Source organism: Burkholderia sp. HI2761 (assembly GCF_002223355.1).
Classification (GTDB): Bacteria; Pseudomonadota; Gammaproteobacteria; order Burkholderiales; family Burkholderiaceae; genus Burkholderia.
In genome coordinates this window covers 60,477-82,930 of sequence record NZ_NKFN01000003.1, presented here as the reverse complement: position 1 = coordinate 82,930, position 22,454 = coordinate 60,477, and the positions used below count along the sequence as shown (strand labels likewise).

Genomic DNA, 22,454 nt, shown 5'->3' with positions numbered 1-22,454 from the left:
CGGCGCTCAGCCGCCCGCGACGGGGTGCACGACGTCGAGCTTGTCGCCCGCCGCGAGCGCGCGCGCCGCATGCTGCGTGCGCGCGACGAAGTTGCCGTTCAGCGCCACCGCGTACGGCGGACGCGCGCCGTACGCGGCAAGCGCGTCGGCCACCGTCGCGCCGTCGGGCAGCGTCAGGGTCTGTTGATTGATCTGGATATCCATGAGGCTGAGTCGGATTCGGTCGGCGGCGCGCATCAGGCCGGCTGGCGCGCGTCGTTGCGATGGTGAAGGAGCGTCGGCCAGCGTGCGGCGGCGCGCCACCCGGCGAACGCGTCGGCATCGCGGAGCGACCCGCCGAGTGCGGCCTGCGCGAACGCGACGGCCGCCTGCGCGACTTCCGGCGCGATCATGAAGCCATGCCGGTACAGGCCGTTGACGGCGAGCGTCGATGCGCCGTCCCAGATCACCGCCGGGCGATGATCGGGCAGCGTCGGCCGGCACTGCGCATTGAGTTCGAGGATGCGCGCCTCGCCGAACGCCGGATGCACGGAGAACGCCGCGCTCAGCAGTTCGAGCGCGGAGCGCACGCTGACGGGCGACATGTCCTCGCCCTCCACCTCGGTCGCGCCGATCACGTAGAGATCGTCCTGCTTCGGCGCGATGTACAGCGGATAGCGCGGATGCAGCAACCGCACGGGCCGCGTGAGCCCGATGCCCGGCGCATGCACGCGCGCGACTTCTCCGCGGATGCCGCGCAGCGCGGGCAACGCGGATTTCGCGCCGAGCCCGCGGCAATCGATCGTGAAATGCGCGGCAGGCAGGTTGGCGTCGTCGACCGACGCGTGCCAGTGCAGCGCGACGCCGCGTTCGGCGAGGCCGGCCGCGAGCGCGCGCAGCGCCTGGCGGTTGTCGAGCTGGCCTTCGCGCGGCAGCATCAGCCCGCGCGCGAAGCGGCCCGCGAGCGCGGGTTCGGCCGCGTCGACCTGCGCGCCGGCGAGCGTCACGAAGCCGCCGTCGAACAGCTCGGCCGGCGCGTTCGCGCGTATGCGCCGCTCGAACAGCGGCGCCTCCGCGCGGTCCGCGTGATGCCAGACGACGAGCGTGCCGTGATGCTGGAAAAAGACGGGTTCGGGCAATTCCGCGAGCCACTGCGGCCAGCGCGCGAGCGACGCGGCGCCGAGCTCGGTGATCAGCAGTTCCGCGCTCGCCGCTTCCGCGAGCGGCGCGAGCATGGCGGCCGCGATCCACGCGGCCGACTGCTCGCCGTCCGGGCCGCCGCGCTCGTAGAGCGCGACGCGATGTCCGTCGCCGGCGAGCCGCCACGCGATCAGGCGGCCGACGAGGCCGCCGCCGAGCACCGCGAAATCGGGCCGTGCATCCCGGACGTTCATCGCGCGCCCTCCGCGCGAAGCACGCGGGCCCGTACGACTGACGCGGACGCACACGCGCCGTCCCGTGCAGACGCACACGGCGGCAGATCGGGAACAGCGCAAAAGACTGAAGATTGAGCGGTCATCATTCCTTCCGTAACGCGCAACGCGCGTACCCAAAAGGACGAAACCGGCAGCAAAGGCCGGCCGGGCGGGACTCGGGCGCTGACCATGTGGGATGGCGGCCAGCGCGGCCCGGCGGGATCAGAAACTTCCCTCGCCGGTATTACCCGGATCGGGTGCGAAGGGTCTTTCTCAGCCTCGCCGCGCTGCCCGGAACATCTGCCGGCCGCGCCACGAAGCACCCCTGTTTCGTCGTCGGCCATTAGACCATAAAAGCGGAAAGCGCCGCAAACTGTCCCCCTTGCGGCAAATTCGCCGGCCCGCCGCGCTGCTCTGGCACAATGCCCGCAGGCCGGCCGCGCGAGCGGCCGGTTGCCGCGTCACCGCCGGTTTTTAAGTGCCGTTTAAGATGCACGGGCGACCATCCGGACGCCCGCCGTCAGTCGGCGCCGCGCCCCGGCATGCCGTATCGCGGCGCGCGCCCGGTTTCGCCCGGCCCGCGCGCCGGCTCATCATCAGGAAGCACATGACCCAATCGATCGATCCCGTCCGCTCCGTCTCCGACGCGCCGCAGGACGAGCGCCCGGTATCCGCATGGAGCCTCATCAAGCCCTACTGGGTATCGTCCGAATGGAAAATCGCGTGGGGCCTGCTGGTCACGATCATCGCGATCAACCTCTGCGTGGTCTGGATCAACGTCCGGCTGAACAAGTGGAACGCGCAGTTCTACAACGCGCTGCAGTCGAAGGACGTCCACGACTTCCCGAACCTGCTGATGCAGTTCTCCGCGCTCGCCTTCGCGTTCATCATCCTCGCCGTGTACGGCCGCTATCTGCGGCAGATGCTCGGCTTCCGCTGGCGCCAGTGGCTCACCGACCGCTTCCTCGGCCAGTGGCTCGGCGATCGCGCGTTCTACCGGATCGAGCGAGACCGCCTCGCGGACAACCCCGACCAGCGGATCACCGACGACCTCCAGTCGTTCGCGACCACGACGCTCGCGCTGTCGCTCGACCTGCTGTCGACGGTCGTCACGCTCGTGTCGTTCATCACGATCCTGTGGTCGCTCGCCGGCGCGCTGACGTTCACGCTCGGCGCGACGCCGATCTCGATTCCCGGCTACATGGTGTGGGCGGCCGCGCTGTACGCGGTGGTCGGCTCGCTGATCATCCAGAAGGTCGGCCATCCGCTCGTATCGATCAACTACCAGCAGCAGCGCGTCGAGGCCGATTTCCGCTTCGGGCTGATCCGCGTGCGCGAAAACGCCGAGCAGATCGCGTTCTACGACGGCGAGAAGACCGAGACCGGCAACGCGCAGACCCTCTTCATGCGCATCCGCGACAACTGGTGGCGCGTGATGAAGTACACGAAGCGGCTCACGTTCGTGCTGAGCTTCTACGGGCAGATCGCGATCATCTTCCCGCTCGTCGTCGCCGCACCGCGCTACTTCGCAGGCGCGTTCTCGTTCGGCGTGCTGATGCAGATCTCGTCCGCGTTCGGCACCGTCAGCGATTCGTTCTCGTGGTTCATCAACAGCTACTCGACCCTCGTCGAATGGCGCGCCACCGTCAACCGTCTGCGCGAATTCAAGCGCGTGATCGGCACGTCGCACCTGAAGGAAAGCCTGTCGCCCGCGACCGAGCACGGCGGCATCAACCTGCACTACATCGACGCCGCGAAGCTGTCCACGTCGTCGCTCAAGCTCGCGCTGCCGAACGGCAACGCGCTCGCGAACATCGGTGACCTGACGATCGAGCCCGGCTCGCGCTGGCTCGTGATCGGCAAATCCGGTTCCGGCAAGAGCACGTTCATGCGCGCGCTCGCGGGCTTGTGGCCGTTCGGCGACGGCGCGATCGACGCGCCGGTCGGCGCGCGGATGATGTTCGTGCCGCAGACGAGCTACTTGCCGATCGGCACGCTGAAGGCCGCGCTCACCTACCCGGCGACACCCGACACGTTCAGCGACGACGCGTGCCGCGACGCGCTGCGCGCGTGCCGCCTCGAGGATTACGTCGAGCGCCTCGACGAAACCGCGCACTGGACCCGCGTGCTGTCGCCGGGCGAGCAACAGCGCCTGGCCGGCGCCCGCGTGCTGCTGCACAAGCCCGACTTCCTGTTCCTCGACGAAGCGACCAGCGCACTCGACGCCGACAACGAAGCCCGCCTCTATCACCTGTTCGCCGAACGGCTGCCGAAGGCCGCGATCGTCAGCATCGCGCACCGCGAGTCGCTGGCCGCGTTCCACGTCGGCACGATCAACGTCGAGCGCGTGAACAGCGACGACAAGGTCGCCGCGTGAACACACGCGCCGCGCACGTCGCGCGGATCGCGCTGATCACCGGCGCAGGTTCGGGGATCGGCGCGGCGCTCGCGCGGCGGCTCGCGGCACCCGGCGTCGCGCTGGCGCTGCATGCACGCGGCGCCGACCCGGCAGCCCGCGCACGCCTCGCCGAAGTTGCCGACCGGTGTACGGCAGCGGGCGCGCAATGCGTGACACTCACCGGCGATCTCGCCGAAGCGGGCGTCGCGGCCGCGCTCGTCGACGCCACCGCTACCCGCTTCGGCGGGCTCGACCAGCTCGTCGCCAACGCCGGCTTCGCCGCGCGGCAGTCCTTTTCCGACCTCTCCGCGGACACGCTCGCGGCCACCTTCGCGGCGATGCCCGGCGCGTTCTCAGCGCTCGCGGCCCGCGCGCGGCCGCTGCTCGAAGCGTCGATGGCGCCGCGCATCGTCGCGGTCAGTTCGTTCGTCGCGCATCGCTATCGGGCCGATGCGCCGTTCGCGGCGACCGCCGCCGCGAAAGCCGCGCTGGAATCGCTGGTGCGCTCGGCGGCAGCCGAGTTCGCCGCGTGCGGCATCACCGTCAATGCGGTCGCGCCCGGCTTCACGCGCAAGGACCGCAGCCCGAGCGCGGGCAATGCGGCCGCGTGGGCCCACGCCGAACAGGCGACTCCGCTCGGCCGGATCGCCGAACCCGACGACGTCGCCGCGCTGATCGCGTTCCTGCTGTCGGACGCGGCGCGGCAGATCACCGGCCAGGTCATCCATGTGGACGGCGGCCTGACGCTCTGACGCGAGCGCGTGCCTGCCGTGTCGGCGCGCAGGTCGCCTCCGGCGCCCGCATGGCGCTCACGCGCGATCGACCGTCGCGCCTTTCCCGGACGCCCACTCGCCCCCCGCCGCGCCGCCGCGCACGCACCCGCACGCACCTTTTTGGCGCCCTCCATCCCGCCCGTAAAATAGCCGCCATACGGCAGCGCGACACGAGCGACGACACAACGGAGGGGGCGGCAAGCATGCAGGCATTCCAGTGGTTCAACGAATTGTCGACGCGCGAGCGCCGGACGCTGTACGCCGGATTCGGCGGCTACGCGGTCGATGCGTTCGACTTCATGATCTATTCGTTCCTGATTCCGACGCTGATCGCCACGTGGGGCATGACGAAGAGCGAAGCCGGGATGATCGCGACGAGCTCGCTGATTTCGTCGGCGATCGGCGGCTGGGCCGCCGGCATCCTCGCCGACCGCTACGGCCGCGTACGCGTGCTGCAGTGGACGATCGCGACGTTCGCGCTGTTCACGTGCCTGTCCGGTTTCACGCATTCGTTCTGGCAGCTCCTTGCGACGCGCACGCTGCAGGGTTTCGGCTTCGGCGGCGAATGGTCGGTCGTGACGATCATGATGGCCGAGACGATCCGCTCGCCCGAGCATCGCGCGAAGGCCGTCGGCACCGTGCAGAGCAGCTGGTCGTTCGGCTGGGGCGCGGCCGCGATCCTTTACTGGGCGTTCTTCGCGCTGCTGCCCGAGCAGGTCGCGTGGCGCGCGTGCTTCTGGATCGGCATCGTGCCCGCGCTGTGGATTCTGTACATCCGCCGCAACGTCAGCGATCCCGACATCTATACGGCCACGCGCCGCGCACGCGACGAAGGCCGCGTGTCGGGCCACTTCCTCGAGATCTTCTCGCCGCCGCACCTGCGCGCGACGCTGTTCGGCAGCGCGCTGTGCACCGGCATGCTCGGCGGCTACTACGCGATCACGACGTGGCTGCCCACTTACCTGAAAACCGTGCGCCACCTGTCGGTGTTCAACACGAGCGGCTATCTCGTCGTGCTGATCGTCGGTTCGTTCGTCGGCTACGTGGTCGGCGCGATCCTGTCCGACCGGCTCGGCCGCCGCGCGTCCTTCATCCTGTTCGCGATCGGCTCGTTCTCGCTCGGCATGGCGTACACGATGCTGCCGATCACCGATACCGCGATGCTGCTGCTCGGCTTCCCGCTCGGCATCGTCGTGCAGGGCATCTTCGCGGGCGTCGGCGCGTATCTGTCGGAGCTGTATCCGGGCGCGATCCGCGGCTCGGGCCAGGGCTTCTGCTACAACCTCGGCCGCGGGCTCGGCTCGTTCTTCCCGATCCTCGTCGGCTCGCTGTCGCAGTCGATGTCGCTCGTGAAGGCGATCGGCCTCGTCGCCGGCGGCGGCTATCTGCTCGTGATCGTCGCGGCGCTCGTGCTGCCGGAAACGCGCGGCAAGTCGCTCGTCGACGATCCGGCCGTCGCGTCGTGAGCCACCGTTTCGTTCCGGACACCGCATGCACGTGATCGTTCTCGGCGCCGGCGTGATCGGCGTCACCACTGCCTGGCACCTGCGCGAAGCAGGCTGCGACGTCACCGTGATCGAACGCGAGGCCGACGTCGCGCAGGCGACGAGCCTCGGCAACGCGGGCGTGATCGCGCCCGGCTACGTGACGCCGTGGGCCGCGCCCGGGATGCCCGGCAAGATCCTCAAGTACCTGTTCAAGCCTGCGTCGCCGCTGATCTTCCGGCCGACGCTCGATGCCGCGCAGTGGCGCTGGATCGCGCGCTGGCTGCGCGAATGCGAATTCGAGCGGTTTCGCGTGAACAAGCAGCGGATGCAGCGCATCGCGTATTACAGCCGCGCGTGCCTGCGTGCGTTTCGCGACCGTCATCCGTTCGACTACGGCGCGAGCCGCGGCTATCTGCAGTTGTTGCGCGGTGCGTTCGACGTCGAAATGGTGCAACCGGCGCTGAAGGTGCTGCGCGATGCCGGCATCGCGTTTCGCGAACTCGACGCGGCCGGCTGCACGGCGATCGAGCCGGGCCTGCGCTGGGCGCGACAGGCGCCCGTCGGCGGCATCTACCTGCCCGACGACGAAGCCGGCGACTGCGCGCGCTTCACGCGCGAATTGCGGTCGCTGTGCGAAGCGAACGGCGTGACGTTCCGCTTTCGTACCGAAATCCGCGCACTCGACGTCGCGGGCGGCAAGGTGCGCGGCGTGCGGGTAAGCGCGACCGGAACGGATGGCCGCTCGCCGCGTGATGAAGGCACGGGCATCGACACTCCGGACATCGACTTGCGGGGCGCCGGGCAGCCTGGCCGCCCGGCGGCGGGCCGCGCTGCGTCGAGCGCGACCAAGCCGCGCGACGTGCTGCTCGAGGCCGACGCGGTCGTCGTCGCGCTCGGCGTCGACAGTGCCGGCCTGCTGCGGCCGCATGGCATCGACGTGCCGCTGTATCCGGTGAAAGGCTACTCGGCGACGCTCACGGTCGTCGACGACGAAAAGGCGCCGCACGCCGCGCTGATGGACGAATCGCTGAAGACGGCGATCACGCGCTTCGGCCCGACACTACGGGTCGCGGGCACCGCGGAGCTCGGCAACCGGCACGCGGCGCTGCGGCAACAAGCGCTCGATACGCTGATGAAGGTGCTCGACGACTGGTTCCCGCACGCGGCCGAGCGCGCGTCCGCGCGCTTCTGGGTCGGCCGCCGGCCGATGACGCCCGACGGGCCGCCGCTGTTGGGAGCGAGCCACATCGACGGACTCTGGCTGAACGTCGGTCACGGGTCGACCGGCTGGGCGATGTCGATGGGGTCGGGAAAGGTGCTGGCGGATCTCGTCACGGGGCGGGAACCGGAGATCGATCTGTCCGGGCTGACGCTCGCGCGGTACGAGCGCTAGGCCGCACGTCGCGCGACGTGGCCGGGGCGATGCAGCGGCACGCCGGCATGCGGATCGATCCGAACGCGGCCGGCCTTTTTATATCGGTTCGCCGGAGTTCGCCGGAACCGCTCAACCGGCCGCAGCGTCGTCCGCCCGCGCAATCGGCGCCGACACGATCGGCCGGTGCGACACGCCCTCGCGCGACAACCGGCTTTCGAACAGCGTGAGCGCGTCGAACCGCAACGCAACCGCACGCCCCACCGCGCCGCCGTGCGCGGGCTGGCCGACCGCGTCGCGCGGCAGCCGCGCGAGCGTCACGTGCGGACGGAAGGGCCGTCGATCGGCCGGCACGCCGAGCTCGCGCAGTTGCGTCGACAGCGCGGCATTCAACGCCGCACACGCCGGCTCGACAGCCAGTTCCGCGACGATCAGCCTCGCGCGCGGCAGGCTCGGCCACCACGCGATTCGTTCGACGGGTATCGACGGCAGTGCATGCGCGGCCGCAAGCGCCGGCAGGCATGCGGCCAGCGCATCGCAGCGCGCCCGCTCGATCGCGCCGACGAACGCGAGCGTCACGTGCAATTGCGCGGGCAGCGGGCGCCGCGCACCCCGGGTGACCGGCAGCGCGTGCAGCGCGTCGCGCGATGCCGCATCGGACATCAGCGCAACGAACGCGCGCAGCCGGTCGCCGTTCATGACTCGCGCGCCACCGCGCGCGGCACGCGCGCCGGGTCGGCCGCGGCCGGACGTTGCGGCAACGGGCCGTGCTCGCCCCACACGTCGGTCGGCAGCACGTTCGCGAGTGCCGGGATCGTGTTGCGCGTGAACACCGGATCGGCGATGCCTGCCGCACGCTGGCGACGATAGTCGGCCCACGCGGCATGCGCATACTTGCCGAGCGCCAGAATCGCGATCAGGTTGATGATCGCCATCAGCCCCATGCTCGTATCGGCCATCGCCCACACGAGCGGCAACTGCCCGACGCTGCCGAACATCACCATGCCGAGCACCGCGATGCGGAACAGCGGCAGCACGCCGCGCCGCTTCGTGATGAATTCGACGTTGCCTTCCGCGTACGCGTAGTTGCCGATCACCGACGAGTACGCAAAGAAGAAGATCGCGAACGCCATGTAGATGCCGCCCCAGTCGCCCACGTGGCTCGCGATCGAACGCTGCGTGAGCGCCGCGCCTTCCATGCCGGCACCTAGCTCGTACTGGCCGGACAGCAGGATCACGAACGCCGTCGCGCTGCAGATCACGATCGTGTCGACGAACACGCCGAGCATCTGGATCAGCCCCTGCACGACCGGATGGCGCGTGCTGGCGGTCGCCGCCGCATTCGGCGCGCTGCCCATGCCGGCTTCGTTCGAAAACAGCCCGCGCTTCACGCCCATCGCGACCGCCTGGCTGACGGCATAGCCCGTCAGCCCGCCCGCGGCCTGTTCGAGACCGAACGCGCTTTTCACGATCAGCGCGATCACGCCCGGCACCAGCGCGATGTGCGTCGCGACCGCATAGACCGCGAGCGCGAGATAGCCGATCGCCATCACCGGCACGATCACCTGCGCGACCGCCGCGATCCGGCGGATGCCGCCGAAGATGATCGGCGCGGTCAGCAGCACGAGCCCGAGACCGACGCTCGCGCGGCTCCAGCCGAACGACGTATCGAACGCGTCGGCGATCGCATTGGCCTGCACCGCATTGAACACGAAGCCGAATGCGAGAATCAGCGACAGCGAGAACAGCACGCCGAAGCCGCGCGAGCGCAGGCCGGTCTGGATGTAGTACGCGGGGCCGCCGCGATAGCTGCCGTCCGCGTGCGACACCTTGAAAATCTGCGCGAGCGTCGCCTCGACGAACGCCGAAGACATCCCGACGAGCGCCGTCATCCACATCCAGAAGATCGCGCCCGGCCCGCCGACCGTCAGCGCGACCGCGACACCCGCGATGTTGCCGGTGCCCACGCGGCTCGCGAGCCCGGTGGCGAACGCCTGGAACGACGAGATGCTGCCCGGTTCACCCTTGCTGCCGACCAGCTTCATGCTGAGGAATAGCGCCTTCAACTGGATCATCCGGAACCGCAGCGTGAACCACATGCCCACGCCGAGCAGCAGCGCGATCAGCACGTAGTTCCACAACACGCCGTTGACGGCGTCGATCAGCCCTTGCACGAATGCTTGCATCCACAGTCCTTGTAAATAGGGTCGGTCATATGCGTCGACCGCGAATGCGGCCCGAGGGGCGACATGATATGACAGTTTTCAAGGATTATTACAAAACGAAAGGAATTGAGATGACGAACAATCGAGCCCGGATGTCATCAGGTTAGACGACGCTTCACGAAAAACGCGAGATGTCGATGCAAGACCCCTGCCGCTCTGGGCTATCGGCTGGGGCGCGCCTGGCGTGAAAATCCGGACGTCGGAATGTCTTTCGGACACGCAGGCCCGGCAACCGATTGGGGACATACGCGCGAGCAGGCCATCGGGCGACGCCAAGAATTCGACTGCCGCGGTTACCCCTTCGCGTTATCCATCCCGCATTGAGAGCCCCATGATTTCCAGAGTCATACGCGGATTGTTCCGGCTGGTTCTCTGGCTGGTTATCGCAACGATCTGCACCTACGCACTACTATTTTTCGTCGTCGCGACCTCCCGATATGAAAGAACGGAAGGCAGTTGCCCCGACATGGCTCTCGATACGCTACGAAAAACAGTCCAGGTCCGCCTTCTCGAAGAGCATGGAATACCGCCGGACAGCATCCGGTTCGACGGCGCGCCGCAGTATCACGCATGGAAACTGGGTGTGTGGGAATTCCCGCTGCGCGTTGACGAAGCCCGATACACCGCGATGATCGATTGCAACGAGCAGCTTGCAAGCTACGGGCGAACCATCGATCCGCTGGGCGTCCCAACCGGGCAACCCCGCAATCGCCCGCAGCTTCAGAAATAAAAAACCGGGCGCCCTTTCGGACGCCCGGCTTTCGTCGAAACTCGCTCGCGTGGTTTACCGCGGCAGTTCCGAATGCCCCATCAGATACGCATCGACCGACCGCGCGCACTGGCGGCCTTCGCGGATCGCCCACACCACGAGCGACTGCCCGCGGCGCATGTCGCCTGCCGCGAACACCTTGTCGACCGACGTGTAGTACGAACGATCGCCTTCGGTCGCCGCACGCGCGTTGCCGCGCGCATCCTTCGCGACGCCGAACGCGTCGAGCACGGGCGCGGCCGGTTGCGTGAAGCCCATCGCGAGCAGCACGAGATCGGCCTTCATTTCGAACTCGGAACCCGGCACTTCCTGCATCTTGCCGTCCTTCCACTCGACGCGCACCGCGATCAGCTTCTCGACCTTGCCGTTCTTGCCTTCGAGGCGCTTCGTCGCGACCGCCCAGTCGCGCTCGCAGCCTTCCTCGTGCGACGAAGACGTGCGCAGCTTGATCGGCCAGTACGGCCACACGAGCGGCTTGTTTTCCTCTTCCGGCGGCTGCGGCAGCAGCTCGAACTGCGTGACCTGCTTCGCGCCGTGACGGTTCGACGTGCCGACGCAGTCCGAACCCGTATCGCCGCCGCCGATCACGATCACGTGCTTGCCCTTCGCGAGCAGTTGGTCGACGAGCTTGTCGCCCGCGTTCACGCGGTTCTGCTGCGGCAGGAAATCCATCGCGAAATGGACGCCCGCGAGCTCGCGGCCCGGCACCGGCAAATCGCGCGGCACTTCCGAACCGCCGGCGATCACGACCGCGTCGAATTCTTCCTTCAGCGTGTCCGGCGAGATGGTTTCCTTCGCGAGGCTGCCGATCGACTCGGGCAGCGGATCCTTGCCGATGAACACGCTCGTGCGGAACGTCACGCCTTCCGCTTCCATCTGGCGCATGCGGCGATCGATCAGCCACTTCTCGAGCTTGAAATCGGGGATCCCGTAACGCAGCAGGCCGCCGATGCGGTCGTTCTTCTCGAACACCGTCACGTCGTGGCCCGCGCGCGCGAGCTGCTGCGCAGCGGCGAGGCCCGCGGGGCCCGAACCGACGACCGCGACTTTCTTGCCGGTCTTGTGTTCGGCCGGCAGCGGCTTCACCCAGCCTTCCGCCCAGGCCTTGTCGATGATCGCGTGCTCGATCGACTTGATGCCGACCGGGTCGTCGTTGATCCCGAGCGTGCAGGCCGCCTCGCACGGCGCCGGGCAGATACGGCCCGTGAACTCGGGGAAGTTGTTGGTCGAGTGCAGGACTTCGATCGCCTGCTGCCAGTCCTGGCGGTAAACGAGATCGTTGAAGTCAGGAATGATGTTGTTGACCGGGCAGCCGTTGTTGCAGAACGGGATGCCGCAATCCATGCAGCGCGCGCCCTGGACCTTCGCGTCCGCGTCGGTCAGCGCCGCGACGAATTCCTTGTAGTGCTTCACGCGCGTGAGCGGTGCTTCGTACGCCTCGTGGCGGCGTTCGAACTCCAGAAAACCGGTTGCCTTGCCCATAAGGTGCTCTTCTGTTCGGTGTATCGGGTGGGGGAGCCGCGCGCGGCAGTCAGGCGCGCGCGGCATTCGCTATGTCGTTCGTCGCTCAGGCGGCCAGCACTTCCTTCGCCGCCTTCTTCGCACCGATCTCGCCCAGCGCGCGCTTGTATTCGTGCGGGAACACCTTCACGAACTGGCGGCGCGCCGCGTCCCAGTTTTCCAGCAACGACTTCGCGCGCGGCGAACCCGTGAACTGGAAATGACGCTCGACGAGCCCCTTGAGCAGCGCTTCGTCCGTCGTGCCTTCGTGCCAGAGCGCGCGGTCGACCGTGCGCTCCTGCTCGGCCTGCTGCAGCACAGGATCGAGCGCGACCATCGACTTGTTGCACTTCGCCGCGAACGTGCCTTCCGGATCGTAGATGTACGCGAGACCGCCCGACATGCCGGCCGCGAAGTTGCGCCCGGTCTCGCCGAGCACGACGACCGTGCCGCCCGTCATGTATTCGCAACCGTGGTCGCCCGTGCCTTCGACGACCGCCGTCGCGCCCGAGTTGCGCACGCAGAAGCGCTCGCCCGCCACACCGCGGAAGAAGGCTTCGCCTTCGATCGCGCCGTACATCACCGTGTTGCCGCAGATGATGTTTTCCTCGGACTTGCCGCGGAAGTCGTTGGTCGGACGGATGATGATCCGGCCGCCCGACAGGCCCTTGCCGACGTAGTCGTTGCCGTCGCCGACGAGGTCGAGCGTCACGCCCTTCGCGAGGAACGCGCCGAAGCTCTGGCCGGCCGTGCCCTTCAGCTGGATGTGCACCGCGTCGTCGGCCAGACCGTCGTGGCCGTGCTTCTTCGCGATGATGCCCGACAACATCGCGCCGACCGTCCGGTTCACGTTGCGCACCGGCTGGATGAACGACACATGCTCGCCGTTCTCGATCGCGGCCTTCGCCTTTTCGATCAGCACGTGGTCGAGCGCGCGCTCGAGGCCGTGATCCTGCACGTCGATGTGACGCGGCGCGACGTCCTCGCACTCTTCCGGCTGGTAGAACACCCGCGAGAAATCGAGGCCCTTCGCCTTCCAGTGCTCGATGCCCTTGCGCGTATCGAGCAGGTCGGCGCGGCCGATCAGGTCGTCGAACTTCGCGATGCCGAGCTGCGCCATGATCTCGCGCACTTCCTCGGCGACGAAGAAGAAGTAGTTCACGACGTGCTCGGGCTGGCCCTTGAATTTCGCGCGCAGCACCGGATCCTGCGTCGCGACGCCGACCGGGCACGTGTTCAGGTGGCACTTGCGCATCATGATGCAGCCCTCGACGACGAGCGGCGCCGTGGCGAAGCCGAATTCGTCCGCGCCGAGCAGCGCGCCGATCACGACGTCGCGGCCCGTCTTCATCTGGCCGTCGGCCTGCACGCGGATGCGGCCGCGCAGGCGGTTCAGCACCAGCGTCTGCTGCGTTTCGGCGAGGCCGAGTTCCCACGGCGTGCCGGCGTGCTTGACCGACGACAGCGGCGACGCGCCCGTGCCGCCGTCATGGCCGGCGATCACGACGTGGTCGGCCTTCGCCTTCGCGACACCGGCCGCGACCGTGCCCACGCCCACTTCCGACACGAGCTTCACGGAGATGCTCGCGCTCGGGTTCACGTTCTTCAGGTCGTGGATCAGCTGCGCCAGATCCTCGATCGAGTAGATGTCGTGGTGCGGCGGCGGCGAGATCAGGCCGACGCCCGGCACCGAGTAACGCAGCTTGCCGATGTACTCGGACACCTTGTGACCCGGCAGCTGGCCGCCTTCGCCCGGCTTCGCGCCCTGCGCCATCTTGATCTGGATCTGGTCGGCCGAAGCGAGGTACTCGGCGGTGACGCCGAAGCGGCCCGATGCGACCTGCTTGATCTTCGAGCGCAGCGAGTCGCCGTCCTTCAGCGGAATGTCGCTGACGATCTCGTCGCCGATCACCGACTTCATCGTCTCGCCCGACTTGATCGGAATGCCGCGCAGTTCGTTGCGGTAACGCTTCTGGTCCTCGCCGCCTTCGCCGGTGTTCGACTTGCCGCCGATCCGGTTCATCGCGACCGCGAGCGTCGCGTGCGCTTCGGTGCTGATCGAACCGAGCGACATCGCGCCCGTCGCGAAGCGCTTGACGATCTCCTTCGCCGACTCGACGTCGTCGATCGGGATCGCCTTGGTCGGCTCGACCTTGAACTCGAACAGGCCGCGGAACGTCATGTGACGCTTGGTCTGGTCGTTGATCAGGTGCGCGTATTCCTTGTACGTCTGGTACGAGTTGCTGCGCGTCGCGTGCTGCAGCTTCGCGATCGAATCCGGCGTCCACATGTGGTCTTCGCCGCGCACGCGGTACGCGTACTCGCCGCCTGCGTCGAGCATGTCGCGCAGGACCGGGCTGTCGCCGAACGCGTCGCGGTGCAGGCGGATCGCCTCTTCCGCGACTTCGAACAGGCCGATGCCGCCGACCTTCGACGCCGTGCCCTTGAAGTACTTCTCGACGAGGTCGCTCGACAGGCCGAGCGCTTCGAAGATCTGCGCGCCGGTGTACGACATGTACGTCGAGATGCCCATCTTCGACATCACCTTCTGCAGGCCCTTGCCGACCGCCTTCGTGAAGTTGTAGACGGCCTTCTCCGGCGACAGGTCGCCCGGCAGGCCTTCCGCCATCTTCGCGAGCGTTTCCATCGCGAGGTACGGGTGCACGGCTTCCGCGCCATAGCCCGCGAGCAGCGCGAAGTGGTGCGTTTCACGTGCGGAGCCCGTCTCGACGACGAGGCCCGTGCTCGTGCGCAGCCCTTGCTGGACGAGGTGCGTGTGAATCGCCGACGTGGCGAGCAGCGCGGGAATGGCGACATGCTCGGCGTCGGTCTTGCGGTCCGACACGATCAGCATGTTATAGCCCGACTTCACCGCGTCGACGGCCTCCGCGCACAGCGACGCGAGGCGTGCCTCGATGCCTTCCTTGCCCCACGCCACGGGATAGCAGATGTTCAGTTCGTACGCGCTGAACTTGCCGCCCGTGTACTGGTCGATCGCGCGGATCTTCGCGATGTCCTTGAAGTCGAGCACCGGCTGCGACACTTCGAGACGCATCGGCGGGTTGATGTTGTTCGTGTCGAGCAGGTTCGGCTTCGGGCCGACGAACGACACGAGCGACATCACCATGTTCTCGCGGATCGGGTCGATCGGCGGGTTCGTGACCTGCGCGAACAGCTGCTTGAAGTAGTGATAGAGCGTCTTGTTCTTGTTCGACATCACCGCGAGCGGCGAGTCGTTGCCCATCGAGCCGACGGCTTCCTCGCCCTGCTGCGCCATCGGCGCCATCAGGAACTTCAGGTCTTCCTGCGTATAGCCGAACGCCTGCTGGCGGTCGAGCAGCGCGGCGCCCTGCGTGCGGCCGGCCGCGACGTCCTCGGCCTTCGGCTCGATCTCGTCGAGCTTGATGCGCACCGCGTCGATCCAGCTCTTGTACGGCTTCGCGTTCGCGAGGTTGTCCTTCAGTTCCTTGTCGTCGATGATGCGGCCGTGCTCCATGTCGATCAGGAACATCTTGCCCGGCTGCAGACGCCACTTCTTGACGATCTTCGATTCGGGGATCGGCAGCGTGCCGGCTTCCGACGCCATGATGACGAGGTCGTCGTCGGTCACGATGTAGCGCGCCGGGCGCAGGCCGTTACGATCGAGCGTCGCGCCGATCTGACGGCCGTCGGTAAACGCGATCGCGGCCGGGCCGTCCCACGGCTCCATCATCGCGGCGTGGTATTCGTAGAACGCGCGGCGGTTCTCGTCCATCAGCGTGTGCTGTTCCCACGCTTCCGGGATCATCATCATCACCGCGTGCACGAGCGGATAGCCGGCCATCACCAGCAGTTCGAGACAGTTGTCGAACGATGCGGTATCCGACTGGCCCGGGTAGATCAGCGGCCACAGCTTGGGAAGATCGTCGGCGAGCACGTGCGACGCGATCGCGCCGGTACGCGCGTTCAGCCAGTTCACGTTGCCCTTCACGGTGTTGATCTCGCCGTTGTGCGCGATCATCCGGTACGGGTGAGCCAGCTCCCACGCCGGGAACGTGTTGGTCGAGAAGCGCTGGTGCACGAGCGCGAGCGCCGACACGACGCGCGGGTCCTGCAGGTCGCGGTAGTACACGCCGACCTGGCCCGCCAGCAGCAGCCCCTTGTAGACGACCGTGCGCGCCGACATCGACGGCACGAAGTATTCCTTGCCGTGCTTGAGCTTCAGCGCCTGGATGCGGTGGCTCGCCGTCTTGCGGATCACGTACAGCTTCCGCTCGAGCGCGTCCGTCACCATGATGTCCTTGCCGCGACCGATGAAGATCTGGCGGATCAGCGGCTCGCTCGCCTTGACCGTCGGCGAGATCGGCATCGCGTGGTCGACCGGCACGTCGCGCCAGCCCAGCACGACCTGGCCTTCGGCCTTCACCGTACGCTCGAGCTCCTGCTCGCACGCGAGACGCGACGCGTTCTCCTTCGGCAGGAAGATCATCCCGACCCCGTATTCGCCGGCCGGCGGCAGGTTCACGTCCTGCTTCGCCATTTCCTCGCGATAGAACGCGTCCGGAATCTGGATCAGGATGCCCGCGCCGTCGCCCATCAGCGGATCGGCGCCGACCGCGCCCCGGTGATCGAGGTTCTCGAGGATCTTCAGACCCTGCTGAATGATCTCGTGGCTCTTCTTGCCCTTGATGTGAGCGACGAAGCCGACGCCGCAGGCGTCGTGTTCGTTTTGCGGGTCGTACAGACCTTGTGCGGCGGGCACCGCGGCGAGCGGCTGCTGGTGGTCGTTCATGGGGACACCGTCGTAAAGGGGGCCTGGAGGCCGTTGAACCGTTTTCTTGTTGCCATCGATCCCGCTCCCGACGGGAGACGGCGCGGCCGACAGTGGTTGGGCAAAGCTTCGCCCGGGCCACCGGAATTCGGAATATACGCGACGAATCAAGGGAATAGCAACAAAAACCGTTTGATCGAACCCCAATTAAACGAATGCCTTGATGTGGTGCCTATTTATTGGGGACGTATCGTTTTGGTGCAAAAAGAAGCGGCGCCCGCAGCGCCGCTTCTGGGCCGCCTTTCCGGCCTTACTGCTGGATCGGCGGCGTGTTCTCGCGCACCTTTCTGGGGCGTCCGCGCGGCAACGGCGAAACGCGCCGGTTCGCGGTGCGCGCCGCCCACTCGCGGTAATTCTCGCCGCCGAGCACCCAGCCCTTCAGCGTCGCCTGCTGCAGCTGGTCGGCCTGCCGCTCGTCGAGCGGCTGCTCGCACAGCTCCTTGTACGCGCGCTGGCGGTCGAACGGCGTGTTGCCGAGCGCCCAGTAGAGCGGATGGTCGGTGATCAGGCTGTCGACGGTGAGCCCGACGTGATGCCGGTAGCTCGACCACCGATAGGCCTCGGGCGTCGCGACGAGCTGCGAGCGCACCGGGCTCATCTCGACCACGCGGCTCGCGAGCAGGAAATAGCGCTCGCCTTCGATCACCGTCGCGCGATAGCGGCCTTCCCACAGGGTGCCGCGCCGCGAATAGCGCCGGTTGAAATGCGCGACGTAGCGACGGCCCACGGCCTGCATCGCCTTCGGCAGGCTGGCCTCGTCGCTCGGCGTCACGAGCAGTTGCACCTGGCGCGGCAGCAGCACGTAGGCATGCACCGACAGGTGATGATCGCGTGCGGCGGCCTTCAGGCAATCGATGAAGAGTTCGTAGTCCTGGTCGTCGACGAACGCGGGTTGCTGATCCAGGCCGCGCAGTATCACGTGCTGCGGCTGGTCGGGAACGTAGAGTCGTGCTAACCGTGCCATGCTGAATGTCCGTTTGAACGCGTTAGGAAATACCCGGAGGTCCGAAATTGCGCACCTGCGTAGAATGCCTGTCCCTGCGGCGCGCGTAAGCGTACGGTCGTGCGAATCCTAGGGAGAAAACTCTAACTTACGAGCTTGTTTGGTTTTAAACGCAGTCGTCATAATGAGCACGCCTTTGATCGGAGGAGACACAATGAAACGAAAACTGGCCATTACGGGGGCCGCAGCGCTCGCATTCACGTTCGCGGGCGGTACGGCACATGCACAATCCGCAGGTGATTTCTACGTCAGCACCGGCTGGCTGCACCTTTCGCCGCAGGACAGCAGCGATCCGCTGTTCGTCTACCGCGTAGGCGGCACGCCCATCAACCAATCAATTCCCAACACCGGCGCCGGCATCAACGATGCCGATACGCTGGGGCTCGCAGCGGGTTACTTCGTCACCGACCATATCTCCACCGAACTCGTGATGGGGATCCCGCCGAAGTTCGACATTACCGGCAAGGGTCAGTTCGAAAAGTTCGGCGTACTCGGCCGTGCGTACCAGTGGAGCCCCGCCGTGTTGCTTCGCTACCACTTCAACGACGCCAACGCGAAGTTCCGTCCGTATGTCGGCGTCGGCGCAACGTATATCTGGTTCACCGGCGCGAAGATCACGAACGGCGCGTTCGAGAACGGCGTGCTCGGCGGCCCGACCAGCGCCACGACCAGCAATCAGTGGGCCCCGGTGCTCAATGCCGGCTTCACGTACAACTTCACGAAGCACTGGTTCGCGGGTCTGTCGCTGTCGTACATCCCCGTCAGCGTGACCGCGACCTTCACGACGGCCCGCCGCACGCCGGTCGGTACACTGACGGAAACGTCGAAGGCCCACATCTCGCTGAACCCGATCGTCACGTACCTGAACGTCGGCTACCGCTTCTAAGCGTAGTCGAATATTTGGGGAATGGTTAATCCTGCTGCAATTTGTAGCGGATTTTTCCTGGCGTAACGTCTCCACGATGCAAAACGCCCCGGCGGGAATCCCGGCGGGGCGTCGTTTTTTCGCGTCGGGCACGTTCCGGGCGAGAGTTTTACCGGACGCCGCCGGAGCCGCGGCCGTCAGACGACGTCGATGTCGTCCAGCGCATTAGGCGCGATCAGGTCGATGCGGTCCGTGCAGACGGCATCGACGCCCCAGCGCGCGAGTTCGCGCGCCCGTTCGAGGTCGTTCACCGTGTAAACCAGGATGCGCAGCCCGGCGGCCTTGATCGCGCGCACGAGCGGTTCGTCGAGCCGGCTGTGGTCTGCATGCAACGATACGCAGTCGAGCGCGTCGACAACCTGCGCATGCCAGTCGGCCGGCACGACTTCGTAGAGCATCCCGCGCGGCAGCGCCGGCACGCTCGCGCGCGCCTGCTGCAGTGCGTCGAACGAGAACGACGACAGCAGCGGCGCCACGGCGGCATCGCGCCAGTACGCGGCTGCGTCGGCCGCCACGCGCTGCCCGGTTTCGCGCTCGCGCCCCGGGCACGGCTTGATCTCGACGTTCGCGGCCAGACCGTGCGCGATGCAGCGCGCCGCCGCAGCCTGGAGCGTGGGCATCCGTTCGCCCGCGAAGCGCGCATCGCGCCACGCGCCCGCGTCGAGCGCCGCCAGCGCCGCATAACGCATGCCCGCCGCGGCTCCGTGGCCGTTCGACGTCCGGTCAACCGTGTCGTCGTGCAGCAGGAACGTCACGTCGTCGGCCGACAGCTTCGCGTCGAACTCGACCATCCGGTGACCGCGCCGCGCGCCCTCGTCGAGCGCGGCAAGCGTGTTCTCCGGCGCGAGCGTGCCGCCGCCGCGATGGGCGAGGACGCGCGGATAGGGCCAGTCGGTACGGATCGTCATCGTCGGTCTCCCGGCAGTCGGACGGTTTCAGCCGGCACGCTTGCCGGTTTCGGGATCGAAGAAATGCAGCCGGTGCGCGGGCAGCGCCGCCGCCAGCGCCGTGCCGCGCGCGGGGCGGTCCGCGTGCGGCAGGCGCACCGCAACGTCGTGATTGCCCCAGCGGCCGTGCGCGAGATTGTCCGCGCCGAGCAGCTCGCACGAATCGACGGGCAGCATCGCCTGCGCGACGCCCGGCTGCGGCGTCATGTGTTCGGGGCGTACGCCAAGCACCCAGTCGCGCCCGGCGGCGATTTCGCGGCCGATGCCCGGCGCGCCGGCGACCGGCAGCGCGGGGCCGCCGCCGGCGACCGTGAAGGTCGCGCCGTCTTCCGACAGCCGGCCGTGCATCAGGTTCATCGCCGGCGAGCCGATGAAGCCCGCGACGAACACCGTCGCAGGCTTCTCGTACACGTCGACCGGCGCGCCGATCTGCTCCGCGTAACCGCGGTTCATCACGATCACGCGCTGCGCGAGCGTCATCGCCTCGATCTGGTCGTGCGTCACGTACACGCTCGTCGTCGCGAGCCGCGCGTGCAGCCGCTGGATCTCGAGCCGCATCTGCACGCGCAGCTTCGCGTCGAGGTTCGACAACGGCTCGTCGAACAGGAACACCGCCGGCTCGCGCACGATCGCGCGCCCCATCGCGACGCGCTGCCGCTGGCCGCCCGACAATTCGCGCGGCCGCCGCGCGAGCAGCGGCTCGAGCTCGAGGATCTTCGCGGCCGCGGCCACCCGCGAATCGATCGTCGCGCGCTCGATGCCGCGAATCTTCAGCCCGTAGCCCATGTTCTGCGCGACCGTCATGTGCGGGTACAGCGCATAGTTCTGGAACACCATCGCGATGTCGCGATCCTTCGGCTCCAGCGTGTTGACGACCCGGTCGCCGATCGCGATCTCGCCGTCCGTCACGGACTCGAGCCCCGCGATCATCCGCAGCAACGTCGACTTGCCGCAGCCCGACGGGCCGACCAGCACGATGAATTCGCCGTCGGCGATCTCCACGTCGATGCCATGCAGCACGTGCTGCTTGCCGTCGTAGGATTTCCTGACGCCCTTCAAGCTCAGCGCAGCCATACCTGGTCCTTCTCCCGGTTACCGTCGGTCGTTCATTTCTCGGAATCGACGAGGCCGCGCACGAACCAGCGCTGCATCGCCAGCACGACGACGAGCGGCGGGATCATCGCCAGCAGCGTCGCCGCCATCACGTATTGCCATTCGGTCGCGGCGTCGCCGCTCGCGATCATTGTCTTGATGCCGACCACCGCCGTCGACAGCGACGCTTCCGTCGTGATCAGGATCGGCCACAGATACTGGTTCCAGCCGTAGATGAACGTGATCACGAACAGCGCGGCGATGCTCGTCTTCGACAGCGGCAGCACGACGTCCCAGAAGAAGCGCAGCGGCCCCGCGCCGTCGATACGCGCCGCATCCATCAGCTCGTCGGGCAGCGTCATGAAGAACTGACGGAACAGGAACGTCGCGGTCGCCGATGCGATCAGCGGCATCGTGAGCCCCGCATAGGTGTTCGTCAGATGCAGCGTCGACACGACCTGCACGGTCGGGAAGATCCGCACTTCCACCGGCAGCATCAGCGTGACGAAGATCAGCCAGAACGCCGTGTTGCGAAAGGGGAAGCGGAAATAGACGATCGCGTACGCGGACAGGATCGACACCGCGATCTTGCCGACCGCGATCCCGAGCGCCATCGCGAAGCTGTTCACGAGCAGGCGGCCGAACGGCGCCGTCGTGCCGCCGCTGCCGTGCCCCCAGATGTACGCGACGTTCTCGAACAGGTGCGTGCTCGGCACGAGCGACAGCGGCACCGTGAACACCTCCTGCGCATTCATCGTCGCCGCGCAGAACGCGACGTAGACGGGAAACACGATCAGCACGACGCCGGCGATCAGCACCGCGTGGCAGAACAGGTCGAAGCCCTTGCGATTTTCGATCATGCGTATTGCACCCTGCGTTCGACGAAGCGGAACTGGATCACCGTGAGCCCCACGACGATGATCATCAGCACGACCGACTGCGCGCCCGAACTGCCGATGTCGAGCCCCTGGAAGCCTTCCGCGAAGATCTTGTAGATCAGCGTCTTGGTGCTCTGCGCCGGGCCGCCGCCGGTGGCCGCGTCGATCACCGGGAAGGTGTCGAAGAACGCGTAAACGAGGTTCACGACCAGCAGGAAGAAACTCGTCGGCGACAGCAGCGGCAGCACGATGTTGAAGAAGCGCCGCACCGGCCCCGCGCCGTCGATCGCCGCCGCCTCGATCAGCGAGCGCGGGATCGCCTGCAGCCCCGCGTAGAAGAACAGGAAGTTGTAGCTCACCTGCTTCCATACCGACGCCAGCACGACGAGAAACATCGCCTGGCCGCCGTTCAGCGCGTGGTTCCACACGATGCCGCCCTTCGCGAGCGCATACGTGATCAGGCCGATGCTCGGGTTGAACAGGAATGCCCACAGCACGGCCGCGATCGTCGGCGCGACCGCGTACGGCCAGATCAGCAGCGTGCGGTACACGCGCGCGCCGCGGACCACGCGGTCGGCGCATGCGGCGAGCAGCAGCGACACGACGAGCCCGCTCACCGTGACGAGCGAGCTGAACACGAGCGTCGTGCGGAACGAATCGAGATACAGCGGATCGGCGAACAGGTGCATGAAGTTCGCGAAGCCGACGAATTCGCTCGACGTGCCGAATGCGTCCTGCATCTGCGTGGACTGCCACAGCGCGACGCCGGCCGGCCACAGGAAGAACACGGCGGTAATCGCGAGCTGCGGCGCAATCAGCAGGTACGGCACCGGGCTCGTACCGAAACGGGAACGGGATTGCATCGCGGGTGTCCGGTCAGG

At 67.3% G+C, this 22,454-nt stretch carries 17 protein-coding genes and 1 riboswitch; of the genes, 6 read left to right on the top strand and 11 right to left on the bottom strand.

What is annotated here, in order from left to right:
- Positions 1-6: 6 nt before the first annotated feature.
- Positions 7-204 (bottom strand): sulfur carrier protein ThiS, encoded by a 198-nt coding sequence (gene thiS, locus CFB46_RS05830; protein WP_027783340.1) that lies wholly within the window; start codon positions 202-204, stop codon positions 7-9.
- A gap of 32 nt (positions 205-236) precedes the next feature.
- Entirely contained in the window at positions 237-1,373 is a 1,137-nt protein-coding gene (locus CFB46_RS05825; RefSeq protein ID WP_089499490.1) for an FAD-dependent oxidoreductase, read from the bottom strand.
- Positions 1,374-1,607: 234 nt separating this feature from the next.
- Positions 1,608-1,731, bottom strand: a riboswitch (TPP riboswitch).
- Between the two features lie 270 nt (positions 1,732-2,001).
- On the opposite strand from CFB46_RS05825, the gene CFB46_RS05815 reads away from it, so the two are divergent.
- The 4 genes from CFB46_RS05815 to CFB46_RS05800 all read left to right on the top strand — a co-directional run bounded on the left by CFB46_RS05815 (position 2,002) and on the right by CFB46_RS05800 (position 7,445).
- Positions 2,002-3,771 carry an ABC transporter ATP-binding protein/permease gene (locus tag CFB46_RS05815; protein ID WP_089499489.1) on the top strand — a complete coding sequence of 590 codons (1,770 nt, stop codon included), beginning with the start codon at positions 2,002-2,004 and terminating at the stop codon, positions 3,769-3,771.
- The gene (locus CFB46_RS05810; RefSeq protein ID WP_089499488.1) at positions 3,768-4,544 is read left to right on the top strand and encodes an SDR family NAD(P)-dependent oxidoreductase; all 777 of its coding nucleotides are present in this window, start codon (positions 3,768-3,770) and stop codon (positions 4,542-4,544) included. The genes CFB46_RS05815 and CFB46_RS05810 overlap by 4 nt, the downstream gene beginning before the upstream one ends.
- A 224-nt stretch (positions 4,545-4,768) precedes the next feature.
- Positions 4,769-6,031 carry an MFS transporter gene (locus tag CFB46_RS05805; RefSeq protein ID WP_089499487.1) on the top strand — a complete coding sequence of 421 codons (1,263 nt, stop codon included), beginning with the start codon at positions 4,769-4,771 and terminating at the stop codon, positions 6,029-6,031.
- Positions 6,032-6,056: 25 nt separating this feature from the next.
- Positions 6,057-7,445, top strand: a complete 1,389-nt coding sequence (locus CFB46_RS05800; protein ID WP_089499486.1) for a D-amino acid dehydrogenase — start codon at positions 6,057-6,059, stop codon at positions 7,443-7,445.
- Positions 7,446-7,556: 111 nt separating this feature from the next.
- On the opposite strand, the gene thpR is transcribed toward CFB46_RS05800, so the two are convergent.
- Positions 7,557-8,123 (bottom strand): RNA 2',3'-cyclic phosphodiesterase, encoded by a 567-nt coding sequence (thpR, locus tag CFB46_RS05795; RefSeq protein WP_089499485.1) that lies wholly within the window; start codon positions 8,121-8,123, stop codon positions 7,557-7,559.
- Positions 8,120-9,610, bottom strand: coding sequence for an alanine/glycine:cation symporter family protein (locus CFB46_RS05790; protein WP_027783333.1), 1,491 nt, complete (start codon positions 9,608-9,610; stop codon positions 8,120-8,122). The genes thpR and CFB46_RS05790 overlap by 4 nt, the downstream gene beginning before the upstream one ends.
- A gap of 370 nt (positions 9,611-9,980) precedes the next feature.
- Here CFB46_RS05790 and CFB46_RS05785 point away from each other — a divergent pair, with 370 nt between their 5' ends.
- Positions 9,981-10,379 carry a hypothetical protein gene (locus CFB46_RS05785; RefSeq protein ID WP_089499484.1) on the top strand — a complete coding sequence of 133 codons (399 nt, stop codon included), beginning with the start codon at positions 9,981-9,983 and terminating at the stop codon, positions 10,377-10,379.
- Between the two features lie 54 nt (positions 10,380-10,433).
- On the opposite strand, the gene CFB46_RS05780 is transcribed toward CFB46_RS05785, so the two are convergent.
- The 3 genes from CFB46_RS05780 to CFB46_RS05765 all read right to left on the bottom strand — a co-directional run bounded on the left by CFB46_RS05780 (position 10,434) and on the right by CFB46_RS05765 (position 17,692).
- On the bottom strand, positions 10,434-11,900 hold the full coding sequence (locus CFB46_RS05780) for a glutamate synthase subunit beta (RefSeq protein WP_089499483.1): 1,467 nt from the start codon (positions 11,898-11,900) through the stop codon (positions 10,434-10,436).
- An 85-nt stretch (positions 11,901-11,985) separates the two neighbouring features.
- Positions 11,986-16,689, bottom strand: coding sequence for a glutamate synthase-related protein (locus CFB46_RS05775; RefSeq protein WP_089499482.1), 4,704 nt, complete (start codon positions 16,687-16,689; stop codon positions 11,986-11,988).
- Between the two features lie 289 nt (positions 16,690-16,978).
- Positions 16,979-17,692, bottom strand: a complete 714-nt coding sequence (locus tag CFB46_RS05765) for a transposase (protein ID WP_027783329.1) — start codon at positions 17,690-17,692, stop codon at positions 16,979-16,981.
- A gap of 193 nt (positions 17,693-17,885) precedes the next feature.
- On the opposite strand from CFB46_RS05765, the gene CFB46_RS05760 reads away from it, so the two are divergent.
- Positions 17,886-18,617 (top strand): OmpW/AlkL family protein, encoded by a 732-nt coding sequence (locus tag CFB46_RS05760; RefSeq protein WP_027783328.1) that lies wholly within the window; start codon positions 17,886-17,888, stop codon positions 18,615-18,617.
- Between the two features lie 176 nt (positions 18,618-18,793).
- Here CFB46_RS05760 and ugpQ read toward each other — a convergent pair whose 3' ends face one another.
- Genes ugpQ through ugpA form a run of 4 tightly spaced genes read right to left on the bottom strand, consistent with a single transcriptional unit; the run spans position 18,794 to position 22,436 of the window.
- The gene (ugpQ, locus tag CFB46_RS05755; RefSeq protein ID WP_089499481.1) at positions 18,794-19,564 is read right to left on the bottom strand and encodes a glycerophosphodiester phosphodiesterase; all 771 of its coding nucleotides are present in this window, start codon (positions 19,562-19,564) and stop codon (positions 18,794-18,796) included.
- A 27-nt stretch (positions 19,565-19,591) separates the two neighbouring features.
- Complete coding sequence (locus CFB46_RS05750; RefSeq protein WP_027783326.1) at positions 19,592-20,677, bottom strand: sn-glycerol-3-phosphate import ATP-binding protein UgpC; 1,086 nt, start codon at positions 20,675-20,677, stop codon at positions 19,592-19,594.
- 32 nt (positions 20,678-20,709) lie between these two features.
- Entirely contained in the window at positions 20,710-21,555 is an 846-nt protein-coding gene (ugpE, locus tag CFB46_RS05745) for a sn-glycerol-3-phosphate ABC transporter permease UgpE (RefSeq protein ID WP_027783325.1), read from the bottom strand.
- Positions 21,552-22,436, bottom strand: a complete 885-nt coding sequence (gene ugpA, locus CFB46_RS05740; RefSeq protein ID WP_089499480.1) for a sn-glycerol-3-phosphate ABC transporter permease UgpA — start codon at positions 22,434-22,436, stop codon at positions 21,552-21,554. Before ugpA ends, ugpE begins: the two co-directional genes overlap by 4 nt.
- Positions 22,437-22,454: the final 18 nt, after the last annotated feature.

Coding starts and splice junctions, on each gene's coding strand:
- thiS (WP_027783340.1), bottom strand. CDS start 204: ATGGATATCCAGATCAATCAACAGACCCTGACGCTGCCCGACGGCGCG.
- CFB46_RS05825 (WP_089499490.1), bottom strand. CDS start 1,373: ATGAACGTCCGGGATGCACGGCCCGATTTCGCGGTGCTCGGCGGCGGC.
- CFB46_RS05815 (WP_089499489.1), top strand. CDS start 2,002: ATGACCCAATCGATCGATCCCGTCCGCTCCGTCTCCGACGCGCCGCAG.
- CFB46_RS05805 (WP_089499487.1), top strand. CDS start 4,769: ATGCAGGCATTCCAGTGGTTCAACGAATTGTCGACGCGCGAGCGCCGG.
- CFB46_RS05800 (WP_089499486.1), top strand. CDS start 6,057: ATGCACGTGATCGTTCTCGGCGCCGGCGTGATCGGCGTCACCACTGCC.
- thpR (WP_089499485.1), bottom strand. CDS start 8,123: ATGAACGGCGACCGGCTGCGCGCGTTCGTTGCGCTGATGTCCGATGCG.
- CFB46_RS05790 (WP_027783333.1), bottom strand. CDS start 9,610: ATGCAAGCATTCGTGCAAGGGCTGATCGACGCCGTCAACGGCGTGTTG.
- CFB46_RS05785 (WP_089499484.1), top strand. CDS start 9,981: ATGATTTCCAGAGTCATACGCGGATTGTTCCGGCTGGTTCTCTGGCTG.
- CFB46_RS05780 (WP_089499483.1), bottom strand. CDS start 11,900: ATGGGCAAGGCAACCGGTTTTCTGGAGTTCGAACGCCGCCACGAGGCG.
- CFB46_RS05775 (WP_089499482.1), bottom strand. CDS start 16,689: ATGAACGACCACCAGCAGCCGCTCGCCGCGGTGCCCGCCGCACAAGGT.
- CFB46_RS05765 (WP_027783329.1), bottom strand. CDS start 17,692: ATGGCACGGTTAGCACGACTCTACGTTCCCGACCAGCCGCAGCACGTG.
- CFB46_RS05760 (WP_027783328.1), top strand. CDS start 17,886: ATGAAACGAAAACTGGCCATTACGGGGGCCGCAGCGCTCGCATTCACG.
- ugpQ (WP_089499481.1), bottom strand. CDS start 19,564: ATGACGATCCGTACCGACTGGCCCTATCCGCGCGTCCTCGCCCATCGC.
- CFB46_RS05750 (WP_027783326.1), bottom strand. CDS start 20,677: ATGGCTGCGCTGAGCTTGAAGGGCGTCAGGAAATCCTACGACGGCAAG.
- ugpE (WP_027783325.1), bottom strand. CDS start 21,555: ATGATCGAAAATCGCAAGGGCTTCGACCTGTTCTGCCACGCGGTGCTG.
- ugpA (WP_089499480.1), bottom strand. CDS start 22,436: ATGCAATCCCGTTCCCGTTTCGGTACGAGCCCGGTGCCGTACCTGCTG.